The sequence below is a fragment of the Burkholderia sp. PU8-34 genome, assembly GCF_053427725.1.
This window is the reverse complement of record NZ_JBSAXC010000006.1, coordinates 170019-188506: the sequence shown is the minus strand read 5'-3', so window position 1 is coordinate 188506 and position 18488 is coordinate 170019. Positions and strand designations below refer to the sequence as shown.

The 18488-nt window shown below is 68.7% G+C and carries 15 protein-coding genes; 6 read left to right on the top strand and 9 right to left on the bottom strand.

Features of this window, described 5'->3' with window-relative positions:
* Nucleotides 1-76: 76 nt before the first annotated feature.
* From dcd to apbC, 3 genes are all read right to left on the bottom strand, one after another.
* Nucleotides 77-646, bottom strand: a complete 570-nt coding sequence (dcd, locus tag ACV22Z_RS17040; protein ID WP_124597744.1) for a dCTP deaminase — start codon at nucleotides 644-646, stop codon at nucleotides 77-79.
* A 190-nt stretch (nucleotides 647-836) separates the two neighbouring features.
* Entirely contained in the window at nucleotides 837-1373 is a 537-nt protein-coding gene (locus ACV22Z_RS17035; RefSeq protein WP_448077458.1) for a superoxide dismutase family protein, read from the bottom strand.
* A gap of 131 nt (nucleotides 1374-1504) precedes the next feature.
* The gene (gene apbC, locus ACV22Z_RS17030) at nucleotides 1505-2596 is read right to left on the bottom strand and encodes an iron-sulfur cluster carrier protein ApbC (protein WP_448077457.1); all 1092 of its coding nucleotides are present in this window, start codon (nucleotides 2594-2596) and stop codon (nucleotides 1505-1507) included.
* Between the two features lie 357 nt (nucleotides 2597-2953).
* Here apbC and ACV22Z_RS17025 point away from each other — a divergent pair, with 357 nt between their 5' ends.
* Complete coding sequence (locus ACV22Z_RS17025; protein ID WP_448077456.1) at nucleotides 2954-3601, top strand: OmpA family protein; 648 nt, start codon at nucleotides 2954-2956, stop codon at nucleotides 3599-3601.
* 390 nt (nucleotides 3602-3991) lie between these two features.
* A complete protein-coding gene (metG, locus tag ACV22Z_RS17020) occupies nucleotides 3992-6163 on the top strand; it encodes a methionine--tRNA ligase (RefSeq protein ID WP_448077455.1) in 2172 nt (723 codons plus the stop codon).
* Between the two features lie 158 nt (nucleotides 6164-6321).
* On the opposite strand, the gene ACV22Z_RS17015 is transcribed toward metG, so the two are convergent.
* Together ACV22Z_RS17015 and ACV22Z_RS17010 are read right to left on the bottom strand one after the other, a co-directional pair.
* Nucleotides 6322-10395 (bottom strand): translocation/assembly module TamB domain-containing protein, encoded by a 4074-nt coding sequence (locus ACV22Z_RS17015; protein ID WP_448077454.1) that lies wholly within the window; start codon nucleotides 10393-10395, stop codon nucleotides 6322-6324.
* A gap of 23 nt (nucleotides 10396-10418) precedes the next feature.
* Nucleotides 10419-12236: an autotransporter assembly complex protein TamA gene (locus ACV22Z_RS17010; protein ID WP_448077453.1), complete on the bottom strand. Its 1818-nt coding sequence runs from the start codon at nucleotides 12234-12236 to the stop codon at nucleotides 10419-10421.
* Nucleotides 12237-12492: 256 nt separating this feature from the next.
* Here ACV22Z_RS17010 and ACV22Z_RS17005 point away from each other — a divergent pair, with 256 nt between their 5' ends.
* The 4 genes from ACV22Z_RS17005 (at nucleotide 12493) to panD (ending at nucleotide 15126) form a co-directional block, all read left to right on the top strand.
* Nucleotides 12493-12681: a DUF3460 family protein gene (locus ACV22Z_RS17005; protein WP_448077452.1), complete on the top strand. Its 189-nt coding sequence runs from the start codon at nucleotides 12493-12495 to the stop codon at nucleotides 12679-12681.
* A gap of 4 nt (nucleotides 12682-12685) precedes the next feature.
* Nucleotides 12686-13603, top strand: a complete 918-nt coding sequence (locus ACV22Z_RS17000; protein ID WP_448077451.1) for a segregation and condensation protein A — start codon at nucleotides 12686-12688, stop codon at nucleotides 13601-13603.
* A gap of 246 nt (nucleotides 13604-13849) precedes the next feature.
* Nucleotides 13850-14689, top strand: a complete 840-nt coding sequence (gene panC, locus ACV22Z_RS16995) for a pantoate--beta-alanine ligase (protein WP_448077450.1) — start codon at nucleotides 13850-13852, stop codon at nucleotides 14687-14689.
* A gap of 44 nt (nucleotides 14690-14733) precedes the next feature.
* Nucleotides 14734-15126: an aspartate 1-decarboxylase gene (gene panD, locus ACV22Z_RS16990; RefSeq protein WP_448077449.1), complete on the top strand. Its 393-nt coding sequence runs from the start codon at nucleotides 14734-14736 to the stop codon at nucleotides 15124-15126.
* A gap of 203 nt (nucleotides 15127-15329) precedes the next feature.
* Here panD and ACV22Z_RS16985 read toward each other — a convergent pair whose 3' ends face one another.
* The 4 genes from ACV22Z_RS16985 to ACV22Z_RS16970 all read right to left on the bottom strand — a co-directional run bounded on the left by ACV22Z_RS16985 (nucleotide 15330) and on the right by ACV22Z_RS16970 (nucleotide 18455).
* Entirely contained in the window at nucleotides 15330-15980 is a 651-nt protein-coding gene (locus tag ACV22Z_RS16985) for a ParA family protein (protein WP_448077448.1), read from the bottom strand.
* Between the two features lie 134 nt (nucleotides 15981-16114).
* Nucleotides 16115-16528, bottom strand: a complete 414-nt coding sequence (locus ACV22Z_RS16980) for a DoxX family protein (protein ID WP_448077447.1) — start codon at nucleotides 16526-16528, stop codon at nucleotides 16115-16117.
* A gap of 161 nt (nucleotides 16529-16689) precedes the next feature.
* A complete protein-coding gene (locus ACV22Z_RS16975) occupies nucleotides 16690-16824 on the bottom strand; it encodes a hypothetical protein (protein WP_448077446.1) in 135 nt (44 codons plus the stop codon).
* Between the two features lie 113 nt (nucleotides 16825-16937).
* Entirely contained in the window at nucleotides 16938-18455 is a 1518-nt protein-coding gene (locus ACV22Z_RS16970) for a cobyric acid synthase (protein WP_448077445.1), read from the bottom strand.
* Between the last annotated feature and the right edge of the window lie 33 nt (nucleotides 18456-18488).

The window sequence follows — 18488 nt, the reverse complement described above, 5'->3', positions numbered from 1 at the left end:
AAAAAGAACGACCGCGGCGCGTCACGCGCAGCGGTCACCTGATAACCGGTCGGTGTTCAGCTGATATGCAACCAGATCAGGTTTTCGGTAGCGTGACACCCCGTTGCCCCTGATACTTGCCGCCGCGATCCGCGTACGACACGTCGCACACCTCGTCGCTCTCGAAGAAGAGCACTTGGGCGACGCCTTCGTTCGCGTAGATCTTGGCGGGCAACGGCGTGGTGTTCGAGAACTCCAGCGTGACGTAGCCTTCCCATTCGGGCTCGAACGGCGTCACGTTGACGATGATCCCGCAGCGCGCGTAGGTCGACTTGCCGAGGCAGACCGTCAGCACGGTGCGCGGGATGCGGAAATATTCGACGGTGCGGGCCAGCGCGAACGAGTTCGGCGGGATGATGCACACGTCACCCTTGAAATCGACAAACGAACCCTCGTCGAAGTTCTTCGGATCGACGATCGTCGAGTTGATGTTCGTGAAGATCTTGAATTCGTCCGCGCAGCGGATGTCGTAGCCGTAGCTCGAAGTGCCGTAGCTGACGATCCGGCGGCCGTCCTCGGACGCGCGCACCTGACCGGGCTCGAACGGCTCGATCATCTTGTGCTCTTCGGCCATACGCCGGATCCACTTGTCGGACTTGATGCTCATGCCAGCCTCCGCGCACAGCGAGGACGGAGAAGCTGCGCCCCCCCGGGCGAACAAAGTGAGCGTTGGGGTCGTTTCATATCTGGGCGCCAGAAAACGCTGCGTGACGGTAGACGAAGGCCACCCGCGCAAGGCGGCGGCCGGGAAAGGCGCACATTTTACGCGATGATCGGCGTGCGTACGCGGCGCCGCATCATCGGATCACGCCGCAGGCGAGCGCGGGCCCCGCGCCGTGCTGCGGGAACGCGGGATCGCTCGGCTCGCGATGCACGAGCGCCGAGCGGTTCATTGCCGAGCGCACGCCATCGAGGGCCAGATCGGGCGCGACGATGAAGCCCGCCGCGACGCCGTTCGCATCCGCGTGGATGTTGCCGAGGTCGCCGGCGACGCGGGCGCCCGCGCGCAGCCGGTCGGCGGCCGGCGCGAACACCTGGCCGGCGCTCGAGCCGTCGCCCGCGTTGCAGTCGCCGCGCTCGTGCACCTGCAGCGCGTGGTCGCTGTTCGCCGGCAGGCCCTCCAGGTTGTAGGTGACCTGCACGCCGTCAGGACGCTCGACGAGCGTCACCGTGCCGCGCGTCTGCGAGCCGACCGTCGGCTGCAGCTGCGCGTTGGCGCGCTTCTCGTGCGTCGACGAAAAGGAAGTACAGCCGGCCAGCAAGGCCAGCGCGGCGGCGGCCAGCAGCGCGTGACACGCGCTGCCGGCGCGCGCGCCGTGATGTCGTTGATTCATGCGATCCTCATGCCGGCAGGCGGCCGTCTGACACGGCGCCCGCCGGGCGGGGTAAAGGGACCCTGGAAAAGCGCCATGATACCGCGCCTCGCGGCGCCGTAAACAGCGTCCGGCCCCGTCCCGCAAGGGTTTTACGTATTTTGAACAACGATGGTCGGGAACTTCGACGTCATGTCGCGCGCACGCTCGGCAATCGCGAGCGCGACGCCGCGCGCGATCTCGCGATAGCGCTGCGCGAGCGCGCCGTCCGGATCGGCCGCGACCGTCGGCGCGCCGCTGTCCGCCCGCTCGCGGATCGCGATGTCGAGCGGCAGGCTGCCGAGCACGTTCACGCCGTAGTCCTTCGACATCCGCTCGGCGCCGCCCGCGCCGAAGATGTGTTCCTCGTGGCCGCAGTTCGAGCAGATGTGGATGCTCATGTTCTCGACGATGCCGAGAATCGGGATGCCGACTTTCTCGAACATCTTCAAACCCTTTTTCGCATCGAGCAGCGCGATGTCCTGCGGCGTCGTGACGATCACCGCACCGGTGACCGGCACGCGCTGCGCGAGCGTCAGCTGGATGTCGCCGGTGCCCGGCGGCATGTCGACGATCAGGTAGTCGAGGTCGCGCCAGTTGGTCTGGCGCAGCAGCTGCTCGAGCGCCGACGTCGCCATCGGGCCGCGCCACACCATCGGGTTGTCCTCGTCGATCAGGAAGCCGATCGAGTTCGCCTGCAGGCCGTGGCCGACGAGCGGGTTCATCGACTGGTTGTCCGGCGACTCGGGCCGCTGGCCGTGGATGCCGAGCATCGTCGGCAGCGACGGGCCGTAGATGTCCGCGTCGAGGATGCCGACCGACGCGCCTTCCGCGGCGAGCGCGAGCGCGAGGTTGACGGCCGTCGTGCTCTTGCCGACGCCGCCCTTGCCTGACGCGACCGCGACGATGTTCTTCACGTTCGGCAGCAGCTTCACGCCGCGCTGCACGGTGTGCGCAACGATCTCCTGCGACACGTTCACGCGCGTGTCGCGCACGCCCGGCACAGTCTTCAGCGCGGCGGCGATGCGCGCGCGCACGTCGTCGTACTGGCTCTTCGCCGGATAGCCGAGCACGACGTCGACGCTCACGGCGTCGCCGTCGATCGCCACGTTGCGTACCCCTTTGCCGGTTGCGTACGGGCGGCCCGTGTTGGGATCAGCGACAGCCGCGAGCGCGGCGTCGACGAGGGCCCGGTCAATGCTCATCGAAACTCCGTGAAAAACGTTGTTTTCGCGCTCAAACGTCAAAAAACATCAAATAACGCGGCGAAAATCAGGAAAAGTGAAAGAATCTGTTGCATGCCATTGCGCGAACGCGCGAGCCGGCGCAATCTTCGCGTGCGGCACGCTATGGGGCCAAATCGGCCTCGTACCGCCTATATTGTAGAGGCTGACGCGTCGCGCTGCCCGAACAGCCACGCTGCCGGGCAGGGCATGCGGTCGCCGCAGCGGCCACCGCGCGTGCGGGCCCGTTCCCCCTTTTTCCGGACGGACCTGCCTGGGGAGCCGTACCAGTTGTCGTTGTCGACTCGTTCAACCAAGAGAGCAAGAGAGGAATCCAGCATGAACATGAAAATCGCGACTCGCCTGTCTGTCTTCGTATTGGCCGGTGCGGTTCTCGCCGGCTGCGCGACGTCGCCGCAAGGCACCAACACGGCCGTCGGCACGGGCGCGGGCGCCGCACTGGGCGCCGGCATCGGCGCGCTGGCAGGCGGCGGCAAGGGCGCGGCGATCGGCGCAGGCGTCGGCGCGCTGGTCGGTGGCGTGACGGGCTATAACTGGCAAGCGATCAAGAACAAGCTCGCGCCGTCGGCGGCCAAGACGGGCACGCAGGTGACCGAGCAGCCGGACGGCTCGCTGAAGCTGAACGTGCCGAGCTCGGTGACGTTCGCGACGAACCAGTACGCGATCACGCCGGCGTTCACGCCGCTGCTGAACGACCTGGCCACGACGCTGAACCAGAACCCGCAAGTCACCGCGTCGGTCGTCGGCTACACCGACAGCACGGGCTCGGCTTCGCTGAACCAGACGCTGTCGCAGAACCGTGCGCAGAGCGTCGTCAACGCGCTGTCGCAGCGCGGCGTCAACGCCGGCCGCCTGTCGGCACAGGGCATGGGTGCATCGAACCCGATCGCCGACAACGCGACCGAAGCCGGCCGCGCACAGAACCGCCGCGTCGAGATCTACCTGCGCGCTGCGCAGCAGCAGTAAGCACGCGTCGCGGGGAATGCGCGGGCGCGCCGTCCGCACTGCCCCGCCGGACAAGGCTTCCGGCGGGGCAAGTAACAAATCGAAAAAAATTTCGAACTTCCGTCGCAATCCGTGGTCTCTCTCTACGGTACGCGGCTGGTTTTGCCGGCGCGTCACCATTCTCCTCTTGTCGTTGTTGCTCCGGGGCCGTATCCGCCCCGGTTTTTTTTGCCCGCGCGAATTTTGCCCACGCGAATCACGCTGCACCGCAACAAGCGCCGCCCGGGCACCTGGTCTGAACCGGCCTCCCGCCTCCCCGCCCCGCCTGCAGCGGCCGCCTGCCTGCGCGGCCCGCGCCCCTGCTAGAATCGCAGTTTCCCGAAGCTTTCCCGCAGTCCTTCTACAGACCCTATGTCCGCATCCGACCTCACTTCCGTGCCGGCCGGCGCGCCGCAAGGCCGCCGCCAGATCCTCGTCACGTCCGCGCTGCCGTATGCCAACGGCCAGATCCACATCGGTCACATGGTCGAGTACATCCAGACCGACATCTGGGTGCGGACGCTGCGAATGCACGGCCACGAGGTCTACTACATCGGCGCCGACGACACACACGGCACGCCGGTCATGCTGCGCGCGGAGAAGGAAGGCCTGACGCCGAAGCAGCTGATCGACCGCGTGTGGAACGAGCACAAGCGCGACTTCGACAGCTTCGGCGTGTCGTTCGACAACTTCTACTCGACCGATTCGGACGAGAACCGCGTGCTGAGCGAACAGGTCTACCTGGCGCTGAAGGACAACGGCCTGATCGCCGAGCGCGAGATCGAGCAGGCGTACGACCCCGTCAAGGAAATGTTCCTGCCGGACCGCTTCATCAAGGGCGAGTGCCCGAAGTGCCACGCCAAGGACCAGTACGGCGACAGCTGCGAAGTGTGCGGCTCGACCTACCTGCCGACCGAGCTGCTGAACCCGTATTCGGTCGTGTCCGGCGCGACGCCGGTGCGCAAGACGTCGAAGCACTACTTCTTCCGCCTGTCCGACCCGCGCTGCGAAACCTTCCTGCGCGACTGGGTGAGCGGTCTTGCGCAGCCGGAAGCGACCAACAAGATGCGCGAATGGCTCGGCGACGCCGGCGAAGCGAAGCTCGCCGACTGGGACATCTCGCGCGACGCGCCGTACTTCGGCTTCGAGATCCCGGGCGCGCCCGGCAAGTATTTCTACGTGTGGCTCGACGCGCCGGTCGGCTACTACGCGAGCTTCAAGAACCTGTGCGACCAGCGCGGCATCGATTTCGACGCGTGGATCCGCCGGGGCTCGACCGCCGAGCAGTATCACTTCATCGGCAAGGACATCCTGTACTTCCACACGCTGTTCTGGCCCGCGATGCTCGAGTTTTCGGGCCACCGCACGCCGACCAACGTGTTCGCGCACGGCTTCCTGACGGTCGACGGCGCGAAGATGTCGAAGTCGCGCGGCACGTTCATCACCGCGCAGAGCTACATCGACACGGGCCTGAACCCCGAGTGGCTGCGCTACTACTTCGCGGCGAAGCTGAACGCGACGATGGAAGACATCGACCTGAACCTCGAGGACTTCCAGGCGCGCGTGAATAGCGATCTCGTCGGCAAGTACGTGAACATCGCGAGCCGCGCGGCGGGCTTCCTGATCAAGCGCTTCGACGGCCGCGTGCAGGACAGCGCGATGAACCATCCGCTCGTCACGAAGCTGCGCGACGCGATTCCCGGGATCGCCGCGCACTACGAGGCGCGCGAATACGGCCGCGCGCTGCGCCACACGATGGAGCTCGCGGACGAAGTGAACGCGTACGTCGACGGCGCGAAGCCGTGGGAACTCGCGAAGGATCCGGCCAACGCGGTCGCGCTGCACGAAACCTGCAGCGTGAGCCTCGAGGCGTTCCGCCTGCTGTCGCTCGCGCTGAAGCCGGTGATGCCGCGCGTGGCCGATGCGGTCGAGGCGTTCTTCGGCATCGCGCCGCTCGTGTGGGCCGACGCCGCCAAGCCGCTGTCGTCGGAACAGCCGATCAAGGCTTACCAGCACCTGATGACCCGCGTCGACGTGAAGCAGATCGACGCGCTGCTCGCAGCGAACCGCGATTCGCTGCAGGGCGGAGCCGGCGCAGCGGCGGACGCGGCCGGCAGCGCGAAGGCTGCGAAAGCCGCGAAGGCCGACGCGAAAGCGAGCGCGAAGCCCATTGGCGGCGCGAACGGCGCGGATGATGACGCCGCGCCCATCTCGATCGACGATTTCGCGAAGATCGACCTGCGCATCGCGAAGATCGTCGCGTGCCAGGCTGTCGAAGGGTCGGACAAGCTGCTGCAGCTCACGCTCGACGTCGGCGAGGAGAAGACCCGCAACGTGTTCTCCGGGATCAAGTCCGCGTACCAGCCGGAGCAGCTCGTCGGCAAGCTGACGGTGATGGTCGCGAACCTCGCGCCGCGCAAGATGAAGTTCGGCCTGTCCGAAGGGATGGTGCTCGCGGCGTCGGCGACCGACGAGAAGGCCGAGCCGGGTCTCTACATCCTCGAGCCGCACAGCGGCGCGAAGCCCGGTATGCGCGTGAAGTAACGCATATCGGGGCGGCGCGTCGCCGCCGGCCCCGCTGCAACAGGAAACCCCGCCCGGTCAGCCGACCGCGCGGGGTTTTTTTATCGTCCGGTCCGCGCAACGGATGCCGGATGCCGGATGCCGGGTGTCGGGTGTCGGGTGCCATCGTCGTCATCGGGTCACCGCCCGCCGAACCACCGGTCGAAGCGCCGCGTGTAGTTCAGGTCGACGCCCTGGAACGTGCCGCCATACGCGGACACCGACCAGAAGCGCGTCAGGTTGATCGTGCCCTTGAACGCATTGCTCGCGGACTGCAGCCCCTGCTCGTAGCCGAGCACGAAGCGCTCGTTGATCGCCTTCGCCATCTGCACGACCTGCGGGTCGGTCAGGCCGACGTCGCTGCGCCCGATCGAGAACTCGTCGAGGCCGAAGGACTGCGCGACACGCTTGCCGGTCGCGCTGCCGAGCAGCGCGAGCGCGGCCGTCATCGTGTTCTGCTGGCCGACGTTGTTGCCCTGGTCGGTTCCGTGCCCGAACAGCAGCCACGACAGCTTCTCGTTGTCGGTGACGTTCGGCTCCGACACGAGCTTCACCGTCGGATACTGGATCGTGCCCGTCACCTGCACGCCGGCCTCGACCTCCTGGTTGCGCCGCATCGCGAGGATGTTGACGCCCGGGTTCGACACCGGGCCGTTGAATGTGAAGAACCCGTTCTCGATCGCGAGCTTGCGGCCGAACGACGTGTACGTCGAGCCTTCGGACACGCGCACGTTGCCGACCGCGCGCAGCGGCACGCCGGGCGCGCTCGTCACGGTGATCGTGCCGCGCAGCCCGAGGTCCGCGCCGTGGCCCTTGAAGCGGAAGTTGTTGCCGAGGTTGATGTCGACGTTCGCGCGCGGTGCAAGCGACGGCGCCGGCTTGTCCGTGGCCGGCTGCGGCTTTGCGATCGCGGTGCCGGTCGGCGTCTCGCCGCGCACCGTGCCGTCCGGCCGCACGATCACGACGTCGTCGGACAGGTGCGGCGCCGCCTGTTCCGGCAGATCGAACAGCGCGCGGTCGACCGTGAACTTGCCGTCGATCACGAGCCCGCCGTGCGGCCCCTCGTTCGCGACCGTCGCCTTGCCCGACAGCGACAGCTTGCGGTCCGGCGCCGCGAACAGCTCGAGCTTGTCCGCGACGATGCTCGCGGTCAGGTCAGGCGCCTCGTTGTCGAGACGCACGCGGCCGATCGCGCGCAGCGTGCCGTCGCCGCCGTGGAACTCGACCTGCTGGAATTCGACGAGGTTCTCCGACAGCCTGATGCGCACGATGCCGTCCTTCAGCTGCACGCCCTGGTCGACGAGCGTCGCGGACAGCTCGTCGCCCGTCAGCATCCCCGACAGGCTCGGCTTCGCCGGCGTGCCGGCCACCGTCAGCTTCAGCGCCGCGCGCCCGCCGAGCAGGTAGCTCGGCCCGAACAGGTTGCCGGTGGCCTTCAGCGACGGGATGTCGGCGTCGATGCGGCCCGACAGCGCGCCGTCGTCGGCGACCGCGAGCACGCCGTCGCGCGGCGCGAACGGCACCGCGACGTTCGCGTCGAACGTGCCGATCCGGTTCGCCTTGCCCTGCGCCGTCACGTTCAGCCGGTTGCCCGCGCCGAACGCGGCGCGCGCCTGCAGGTCGGTCAGCCCGAGCGACGCAATGCCGCGGCCGGTCTCGATCGTCACGTCGCCGCTTCTCCGCTTCACCTGCAGATAGCCGGTCGCGGTCGCGCCGACCGAGAAATCCCAGTCTGCGTCGAGCACGACGTCGGTCCGCACCGGCGGGCGGGCCCCCGTCAGCTCCTGGCGGATCTCGAGGAAACGCGCGACCGACGCGCCGCTCACCGCGCCCGCCGAGCGCAGCTGGCCGTGGTCGAACGCGAACGATTTCAGGTTGATCGCCGCGCTTTCGAGCCTCAGGCGCGCCGCACCGAGCGTCACGCGGCCGGCGCCCGCCGATACGGCAAGCGGCGTCTCCAGCGCGACGGACGGCGTGCCGCGGTTCGCGAGGCGCGTGACGGTGCCGTCCCAGCGCATCCCGTCGCGGCTTTCGACGACGCCGCCGTTCGCCGCGAACGTCAGGTCGATCACGCGGCCGCCGGCCACCCCGATCGCCGACGCGTCGAGCGTGTGCTTCGCGCGTGTGCCGTCGAGGTTCGCGCGCAGCGTCTTCAGTTGCAGCGAGCCGAGCGCGACGTTGCTCGCGTCGACCGTGAACACCAGCGCGCCGTGCGCACCGTCGCGGATGTCGGCGCGGCCCTGCGCGGCGCCGATCCGGTTCGAACCGACGACGACGCGTTCGGCCTTGTAGGTCGCGGTCACGTTCGGGTGCGCGAAGCTGCCCGTCAGGTCGCCCTGCGCCTCGACGAGCCCCGCGACGCCGAAGCCGAGACGGTCGAGCTGCGGCGCATCGATCGCGAAGCGCAGCCGGTCACCGGGCGCGCCGAAGCTGCCGTGCAAGTCGACGCGGTTGCCCGCGATCGACAGGCTCGCGTTGCTCGGCAGGATGCGTGAGCCGGCGAGCTGCACGACGCCCGCCCCGGTCAGCGGCAGGCCGTCGTATACGCTGTCGCCGAGCTTGAAGGTCGCCTTAGTCGACACCTGCGGCGCGAACGCGCCGGACGCTGTCAGCGTGCCGTTCACGCGCGTCTCGCCGCGCTTGGCAGGCGTGGCCTTGCTGGCGTTTGCGGCCTCGGCGGCAGCCTTGGCACCCGCCTTGCGGGCGCCGCCCTGCGGCGCGCCCATCGCCGCGAGCAGCAGCGGATCGAAGTCGACGAGCGTCGCCTTCGCGTCATAGCTCGCGTGCGCGTCGTGGCGGAACACGCCCGTCAGGTCGACGCGCCCCTTGGCCGCAGTCACGCGGGCGTTGGTCAGCACCGTCTGCTGCGGCGTCAGCGCGACCTTCGCGCGGGCGCCGAGCGCGAGCTTCGGGTCGTTCAGGTCGAAGTCGACGATCTGCGCCCCTTCGGCGAGCGTCACGCCGACCGGCCCGCCGAGCCGCATCGGGCGCAGCTCGGCAACGAACGCGTTCAGGTCGAGATTGGCGACCTTCAGGTCGAAACGGCCCTTGCCGCCTGCCAGCGCACCGCTGCCCGTCACGCTGCCGTCGCGGATCAGCTTCAGCGCGAGGCCGTCGATCCGCTGCGCGTGCGCGTCGAGCCGCACGATCGCCTTCGCATCGACGACCGGCAGCAGGTGATCGCCGAGCGTGCCCGGCTTCGCGTTGACGATCGTCACGGGGCCCGTCACCGCGAACGCGTGCGGATGCGCGGGATCGGCCGGCGCGGGCGCGAGCGCCGCACGCACCGCGAGATCCGCGGCCGGCGCGCCCGGCGACAGCGCCTGCGGGTTCACGTGATCGAACGCGAGCGACGCGCGCGTGAGCGGCACCGCGCCGAACGGCGCCGCCTCGACGTGCGCGCGCCCGTTCAGCTTCAGGCCGCTCGCGTCGACGTCGGCGACGAGCGCTTCGAGCGAGCCCGACACGCGCGCACGCGCGTCGACCGGCTCGTCGGACACCTTGCCCGCGTAGGTCGCGTCGCCCGTCAGCGCGAACGGCCGCACGCCGTCGAGCTTCACGCGCGCAGCCAGCGCGCCGAACGGCGTGTCGAGCCGATCGAGCGCGAGTTCGTGCAGGCGGCCGTCGCTGCGGCCGCTCAGCACCAGATGGTCGAGCGCGGTCGTCGACGCGCCTTCGTGGATCGCCAGATGGTCGAAGCGCAGGTCGTCGATGCGCAGCTGCAGCGGCAGACGCAGGTCCTGCGGCATCAAGGTCGGCGTCGGCGGGCTCGGCGCCACCCGCACGTCGATCGTGCCCGCGCGCAGATACGCGACCGTCACGCGCAGCGGCGCGCGGGTCAGCGACCAGCGGCCGTCGAGGCGGTCGATCCGCACTTCGGTGCCCTTGCCGTCCGGGCTCGTCCACGCGAACGACGTCACGCGCACGCCGGTGGCGAGCGCACCGCCGTCGAGCGTGCCGGCGAGCCGGCCGCCCAGCACGCGCACCGCCGCCTGCCACGCGAGCCGCGTGCCGCGCTCGGTCGTGGCCGCGGCGAGCACGAGCGCCGCCGCCAGCACGACGACCAGCACGACACCGGCGAGCGTCCACGCGAGCGCGCGCACGAGCCGCGGCCGGCGCGGCGCGCGGGGCGCATCTGCGCGCCGGTCGTCGGGCGAATCCGGATCGTGAGGCGGCAGATCGTTGGGCGGTGGGTCGTTGGCGTCCTTCGTCATGCGGGGAGAGTTCGTTCAGAGTGTCAGAATGCGACGCCGAGCGTCAGGTAAGGTCGCACGCTGCGGTTGCGCAGCCCGTACGCGACGTCGAAATTCACCGGCCCGACCGGGCTGCGCCAGCGCGCGCCGATGCCGACGCCCGGATAGAACACCTTCTCGCCCCACGCGTCAGTCGCGGTGCCGATGTCGAAGAACGTCGCGGCGCCCCAGTCGCGGTTGAACCAGTGCTGGTACTCGGCGGTGCCCGTCATCAGGTACTTGGTCGGCAGCACCGAGCCGTCGACGCTGTTGCCGATGCTCTGGTAGCCATAGCCGCGCACCGAGTTCGAGCCGCCCGCGCGGAACAGCAGCGACGCCGGCACGCCCGACGAGCTGCCGCTCGTGAACACGCCGCCCAGTTCCGCACGGAACACGAACAGGTCGCGCTTGCCGATCGGCAAATACTGCTGGCCGCGCGCGTAGCCGCGGATGAAGGTCTGGTCGGTCAGCACGCCCTTCACCGCGAAGCCGGCTTCCGCATGGATCAGGTTGCCCGAGCGCGGGAACAGCGGATCGTCGACGTTGCGGCGCGTCCACGCCCACTGCGGCACGAGCGCGCGGCTCGTGGTCGGCCCCGCGCCGTTCTGGTCGAGCCGGTCCTGGTAGAACATCAGCGAATACGCGTAGTCGATGAACTGCCCGGTGCGCGTGCGCTGCACGCCGATCCGCGTGCTGTAGATGCGCGTGTCCGACACGTTGGTGTTCGTGTACGACGCGAGCACGCTGTTGGTCCACGCGCGCGGCCCCGGCGGCATCGACAGCTGGACCTGGCCGTACTGCTGGATCTGGTCGACCCGGCCCGACACGGTGAGCGGCCAGGCCGCGCCGAAGGTATCGAGGTACGTGTACGAGCCCTGGATATGCGGGCCCGTGTCGGTCGCGTAGCCGATCCCGCCGCGCACGCTGTTGTACGGATACTCGCTGACCTTCACGTGCACGGGCGTCCTGTCGGGCTTCGCCGTGTCGTCGCCGACGTCGATCGCGACGCTCGCGTAGTACGGCGTGTTCTGCAGCTGCCGCTGCAGCTCGGCAATCCGCTGCACGTCGTAGATCTCGCCTTCCGACAGCGGATTGACGTTCGTGGCGATCTTCTCCGGGTAGCGGCGCACGCCTTCGACGTCGACCTTGCCGATCGTGAAGGTCGGGCCACTGTCGAACGTGACCGTGAGCGCCGCGTGTTGCGTACGCGGATCGATGCGCGCCTCGGATGCGGTGATCTTCGCGCCGAGATAGCGGTGCGACTGCAGCTGCCTCAGCGCGGCGCCCTTCGCGCTGTCCCAACCCGCCTGTGTGAACGGATCGCCGTCCTTCAGCGAGAACGCGAAACGGGTCGCGGTTTCCTGCTTCGGGTCTTCCGAACCGACCGGCCCGTTGAAGTTCAGCGCGACCGACGACACGACCGTCTGCGGCCCCGGATCGACCGACACTTTCACGTCGCGCTTGCCGTTGCGCGTACGCACGTCGGTACGCACGACGGGCGAGAAATAGCCTTCGGTCGCGGTCAGGTCGCGCACCTGCTGCGGCGTCGCGGTGACGAGGAAGTCGAACTGGTCGTCGCTCACGTCGTCGCGCTTGCCGAAGCGCGCGATGTCGAGGTGGGACTTGAGGAGCTTGCGGATCGCGCGCGGCGCGTCGATCTCGACGTCGTACCTGGCCTGCGCGGGCATTGCGGCGAGCGCGGCGATGCAGGCGAGGACCACGCGCGCGGCCCGGGCCGCCCCGCTGCCGTCGCCGCGCCGGGCGCCGCCGCAGACTGCCTGCCGCCCGGCCGCGTTTCGTTGCTGGTTCGCGTGACCCGCCAAATATGACCTCGCCCTCAGTGATGTTCGAATTGGTGGAAAACCCTGTATTTGACCACACGGACGCCGCCGAGCCCGCACGCTCACGCGCGCCACTGACGCTTGCACGCAACGGCGCCCGGACCAGTCGCGGACCACGTGCGGCTCCGGCCCGCGCTTTCGACGCGCGTTTGACACCGGCTGTTCCCCGCGATGCGGTAAAATCCCGCCATCCCACATTCCGGCGCCGCGCGCGCCGCCCGAAACGGAAAGCCAAGCCATGCCGTACCAGTCCGACGTCACGCAATTCCTGAACCAGCTCAAGCAGCAGAAGCCGACGCTCGAAGAAGAACAGCGCAAGGGCCGCGCGCTGCTGTGGGACAAGCAGCCGATCGACCTCGACGAGCGTGCCGACCAACAGGAATCGCGCGTGAAGCAGACGTCCTACGTCTACTACCAGAACTTCTGACGTCGTGAGCGCCGCCGACGAGGCCAGCGCCGCCCAGCCGGACGCGGTCAGGCCTGACGCGGCCCGGCCCGACGTGGCCCGGCCGGAAGACGCGGTCGCCGCGCCCGCGGGCGCCGATTCGACGCCCGACACGGTCGACGGCGTCGCGGCATTCGCACGCCTGTACGGCGAGCCGCTCTTCAAGCTGCCGCAGGATCTCTACATCCCGCCCGACGCGCTCGAGATCTTCCTCGAAGCGTTCGAAGGCCCGCTCGACCTGCTGCTGTACCTGATCCGCAAGCAGAACTTCAACGTGCTCGACATCCCGATGGCGCAGGTCACCGCGCAATACCTCGGCTATGTCGACCAGATCCGCACGTCGAACCTCGAGCTCGCGGCCGAATACCTGCTGATGGCCGCGATGCTGATCGAGATCAAGTCGCGGATGCTGCTGCCGGTCAAGAAGGCCGACACGGGCGAGGAAGCGGAGGATCCGCGCGCCGAACTCGTGCGCCGCCTGCTCGAATACGAGCAGATGAAGCTCGCCGCGCAGCGCCTCGACCAGCTGCCGCAGCTCGGCCGCGACTTCCTGCGCGCCGAGGTCTACATCGAGCAAAGCGTCACGCCGCGCTTCCCCGACGTGAATTCGGACGACCTGCGCGCCGCGTGGGCCGACGTGCTGAAGCGCGCGAAGCTCGTCCAGCACCACAAGATCTCCCGCGAGGAGCTGTCGGTGCGCGAGCACATGAGCCTGATCCTGCGCAAGCTGCAGAACGCGCGCTTCATGGAGTTCGCCGATCTGTTCGACACGTCGCGCGGCGTGCCCGTCGTCGTCGTGAACTTCATCGCGATGCTCGAACTCTCGCGCGAATCGCTCGTCGAGATCACCCAGGCCGAACCGTTCGCGCCGATCTACGTCCGCCTCGCGTACCTCCCCGCATAAGCCGTCGGCATCACCGCCGCCCTCCCCGAACAAACGCGCGTTATTGGGGCCCGTTTGTGCCCGCGCGGCGGTATTCCCGACAGAAGTGAACGACCGTGCACTTATCGGTGCGTCCCGCGGACAAATCCTCTACAATCCGCCGACGCCCGACGCGCCGCTTGCGCGCGGGCACGTTTGCCGCTTCGACCCCGACGCCGCGCACCGCGGCGCCAACGCGCGCCAGCGCGAGGAACCCGCTACCCGATCATGAAAGTCATCAGCTCGATCCAGGAACTGCGCGACCAGTTGCGCGGACAGAACCGCACCGCCTTCGTGCCGACGATGGGCAACCTGCACGAAGGGCACCTGTCGTTGATGCGGCTCGCGCGCCAGCACGGCGACCCGGTCGTGGCGAGCATCTTCGTGAACCGGCTGCAGTTCGGCCCGAACGAGGATTTCGACAAGTATCCGCGCACGATGCAGGACGACATCGAGAAGCTGCAGAAGGAGAACGTCTACGTGCTGTTCGCGCCGACCGAGCGCGACATGTATCCGGAGCCGCAGGAATACCGCGTGCAGCCGCCGAACGACCTCGGCGGAATTCTCGAGGGCGAGTTCCGGCCCGGCTTCTTCACCGGCGTATGCACCGTCGTCACGAAGCTGATGTCATGCGTGCAGCCGCGCGTCGCCGTGTTCGGCAAGAAGGATTACCAGCAGCTGATGATCGTGCGCAGCATGTGCCAGCAGCTCGCGCTGCCGGTCGACATCGTCGCGGCCGAGACCGTGCGCGACACCGACGGCCTCGCGCTGTCGTCGCGCAACCGCTATCTCGCGCCGGCCGAGCGCCAGGAAGCGCCGGAGCTCGCGAAGACGCTGCAGCGCGTGCGTGAGTCCGTGCTCGGCGGCGAGCGCGACCTCGCGAAGCTCGAACAGCACGCGCATGCGCACCTCGCCGGCCGCGGCTGGGCGCCCGACTACATCTCGATCCGCCGGCGCGCGAACCTGATCGCGCCGAGTGCCGCCGAACTCGAGGCCGGCGAGCCGCTCGTCGTGCTCGCCGCCGCGAAGCTCGGCGCGACCCGCCTTATCGACAACCTGGAAATCTGACGGCTTTCGTCCGCCAGCGCATTACGACGCATCAAGGAGGCACCATGCAGCGCCATATGCTCAAATCGAAGATCCACCGCGCGGCCGTCACGCACTGCGAGCTGCACTACGAAGGCTCGTGCGCGATCGACGAAGATCTGCTCGAAGCCGCGAACATCGTCGAAAACGAGCGGATCGACATCTGGAACATCAACAACGGCGAGCGCTTCTCGACGTACGCGATCAAGGGCGAGCGCGGCAGCGGGATGATCTCGCTGAACGGCTCGGCCGCGCGCCGCGCGCAGCTCGGCGACCTCGTGATCATCGCGGCGTTCGCCACGGTCGACGAAGCCGAGCTGAAGGCCGGCTGGAAGCCCGACCTGGTCTTCGTCGACGCGGACGAAGGCAACAAGATCAAGGGCAGCCGCGATCACGTGCCGACCCAGAACTGGACGTAATCGGGCACGACGCGCGCGGCCGATGCGCGAAGCGGCGGCCGGCCCGGGCGCGGTTCCGGCTCCGGACGGCCGCTGATCCGGTTCACACCGCCGGATGAACAAAGGGCCGGATTCCGTCTCGTACGGAATCCGGCCCTTGTCATGTGTTCCGGCTCGCGCCGCTGCGGCCCCCGGCACGCCCGGCGCACACCGCGCTCAGCCCGTCACGACGCCTTCGCGACCTTCGCGGGCTTGTCTTGCGCCCACTCGACGATCGGCCGCCATTGCTCGAGATCCTTGTCGACACGGCTTTTCGCGACGTCCCACAGCGTGAGCCCGTGCGCGGCGAGCTGCACGTAGTTCTGCGTGTCGCGCACGTAGCCGAGCACCGGCAGCTTCAGGCCCTCGACGAAGCGATGCAGCTGCTCGGACGAGCGCGTGCGCGCATCGACCCGCATCCCGACGATCCCGACCTCGACGCTGCCCTTGCGCACCGCCTTCTCGTTCGCGAGGCGTTCAAGGAAATGCTGGGTCGCGAGGATGTCGAACATCGACGGCTGCAACGGCACGATCACCTTGTCGGCGAGCTGCAGCGCGATGTTCAGCCGGTTGCCGTGCAGGCCGGCCGGCGTGTCGATCACCGCGTATTCGAGGCCGCGCGGCGGCTTCGACGGCGCATCGGGGTCGAGCCCCCACGCCTCGATCGCCGGCAGCCCGGCCGGGCGCAGGTCGAGCCACGCATGCGCGGACTGCTGCCGGTCGAGATCGGCGAGTGCGACCCAGGCGCCCTGTGCCGCGAAATAACCCGCGAGATTGGTGGACAGCGTGCTCTTCCCCACGCCGCCTTTCGGATTCGCCACCACGATGACCGTCATGAATTCTCCCGAGGAAGCCGCGCGGCGCCCGCAGACAGGCGGGCGCCGCACGATTACGGATGCAGGGAGCGATGATATCGGCAAATGGGGCGTCACCGGAACCTGTCAGTCGGCGCAGGTTCTCCGGACCGCGCTCACGCGCGCTGCGCGGCCGCCCGTTGCGAACCGAATGCAAACGCGCCGCCGCCCAGCAGCGCCTGCACGGCGAGCGTCACGGCCCAGAACGCCGGGTATTCCCAGCCGCCGTGCGGCGACGCGAAGCTCCAGCCGTTCGGCAGATGCGCGGCGGTCGCGCCGAGCATGAACGGCAGCAGCACCAGTGCGGCGATACGGACCTGGAAGCCGGCGAGGAGTGCGACGCCGCCAGCCAGTTCGACAACGGTCGTCACATACGCGAGCCACGCGGGCAGGCCGATCGACGCGAAGAACTGCGCGGTGCCGGGCAGCGTGAAGACGAATACCTTCTGCGCGACGTGCGCGAGATACAGCACCCCGAGCGCGACGCGCAGCAGCGTCGCGGCGAAGTCGTTCAGCCGGTTCGGGTTCATGTCGGGTTCCTTCGTGTGTGGATGAGAATGGAACGCACTCTATTCGAACCCGTTTTGCCGATAAACAGGCGAACACGCTTAGATTATTTCTCGATTGGAATTAATACGACGTGAAAAAGGGGCATGACTGCCATGCCCCTGCGATTCGCCATTCAGATTCTTCAGTAGCCGCCCTTGCCTTGCGAGGATCCGCTGGACTGGCCGCCGTCCGGCGAATACGAATCGCACGCCTGCGCCCAAGTCGACGCCATCAGCAACCCCAACAGCACTGCGCACCACCACCTTCGAGCCTTCATCGTCGCGCTCCTCCGGACGGGTATCCGCCCTCCTTTGTTGTATGCCACGCGGCAAAAAAAGCGAAGACGAACCGCCAGACGGATCGGCCGATGCCAGCCGATATCAGCAGGCGTCAGCGGAATTCCGCGACCAGCGCGGGGAGGTCGAGATGCGCAGCGAACGTGTCCGCGAGCCGTTCCAGCGATGCTTCGCGCAGCGCCGGATAGTCGATCCGCTCGGCCGCATCGAGGCCCGCCCACGCGAGCAGCGCCGCGCACGCATCCGGCGCGTCGAACAGGCCGTGCACGTAGGTCGCGAGGATCTGACCGTCGGCCGACAGCGCGCCGTCGGTGCGCGTGTCTTGCGGGCCTTGAGGGCCACCGGAATCGTCGTCCGCCAGCGCGAGCGCCGGCGCCGCGAGCGCGGGCCCGCGCGTCTCGCCCATGTGGATCTCGTAGCCGCGCACCGCCGCGCCGCCCGGCAGCACAAGCTGCCCCGTCACGTTCTTCAGCGTCTTGTCCGGCAGCAGCGTCGTGTCGTAATCGAGCAGCCCGAGCCCCGGCACGCTGCCCGGCGCGCCTTCGAGGCCGTGCGGATCGTCGAGCGTGCGGCCGAGCATCTGCATCCCGCCGCAGATGCCGATCAGCTTGCCGCCGTAGCGCAGATGGCGGCGGATCACCGCATCCCAGCCGGCGTCGCGCAGCCATGCGAGGTCGCGCTGCACGCTCTTCGAGCCGGGCAGGATCAGCAAGTCGGCGGCCGGCACGGGCCCGCTCTTCCAGTACGTGAAGTCGACCTGCGGATGCGCGCGCAGCGGATCGAAATCGGTGTGGTTGCTGATGCGCGGCAGCGCCGGCACGACGACCCGCAGCACGCCCGCACCGTCGCGCGCGGCGCCGCTGCGTGCCTGCGCGGGCAGCATGTCCTCCGCGTCGAGCGTGAGGCCGTGCAGGTACGGCAGCACACCGAACACCGGCTTGCCGGTCTGCGCGCGCAGCCAGTCGAGGCCCGGTTCGAGCAGCTTGAAATCGCCGCGAAACCGGTTGATCACGAAGCCGCGCACGCGCGCGCGCTCGCTGTCCGACAGGCACGCGAGCGTGCCGACCAGGTGCGCGAACACGCCGCCGCGGTCGATGTCGGCGACGAGCACGACCGGGCAGTCCACACGCTCGGCAAAGCCCATGTTCGCGATGTCGCCTTCGCGCAGGTTGATTTCGGCGGGACTGCCCGCGCCCTCGACGATCACGGTGTCGTAACCGGCGCGCAGCCGCGCGTACGATTCGAGCACCGCGTCGAACGCGACCGGCTTGTAGTCGTGGTATGCCCGCGCGTTCAGGTTCGCGCGCGCCTTGCCGTGGATGATCACCTGCGCGCCGCGGTCGCTCGTCGGCTTCAGCAGCACGGGATTGAAGTCGGTATGCGGCGCGACGCCCGCGGCCAGCGCCTGCAGCGCCTGCGCGCGGCCGATCTCGCCGCCGTCGGCCGTCACCGCGCTGTTCAGCGCCATGTTCTGCGGCTTGAACGGCGCGACGCGCGCGCCGGCGCGGCGCGCGAGCCGGCACAGGCCCGCGACGAGCGTGCTCTTGCCCGCGTCGGACGTCGTGCCCTGGATCATCAGCGAGCCGCGCGGCCGCATCTCGGTTGCATTCATCGGGTCAAAGGCGTGGCGAAACGAAGGCCGCAT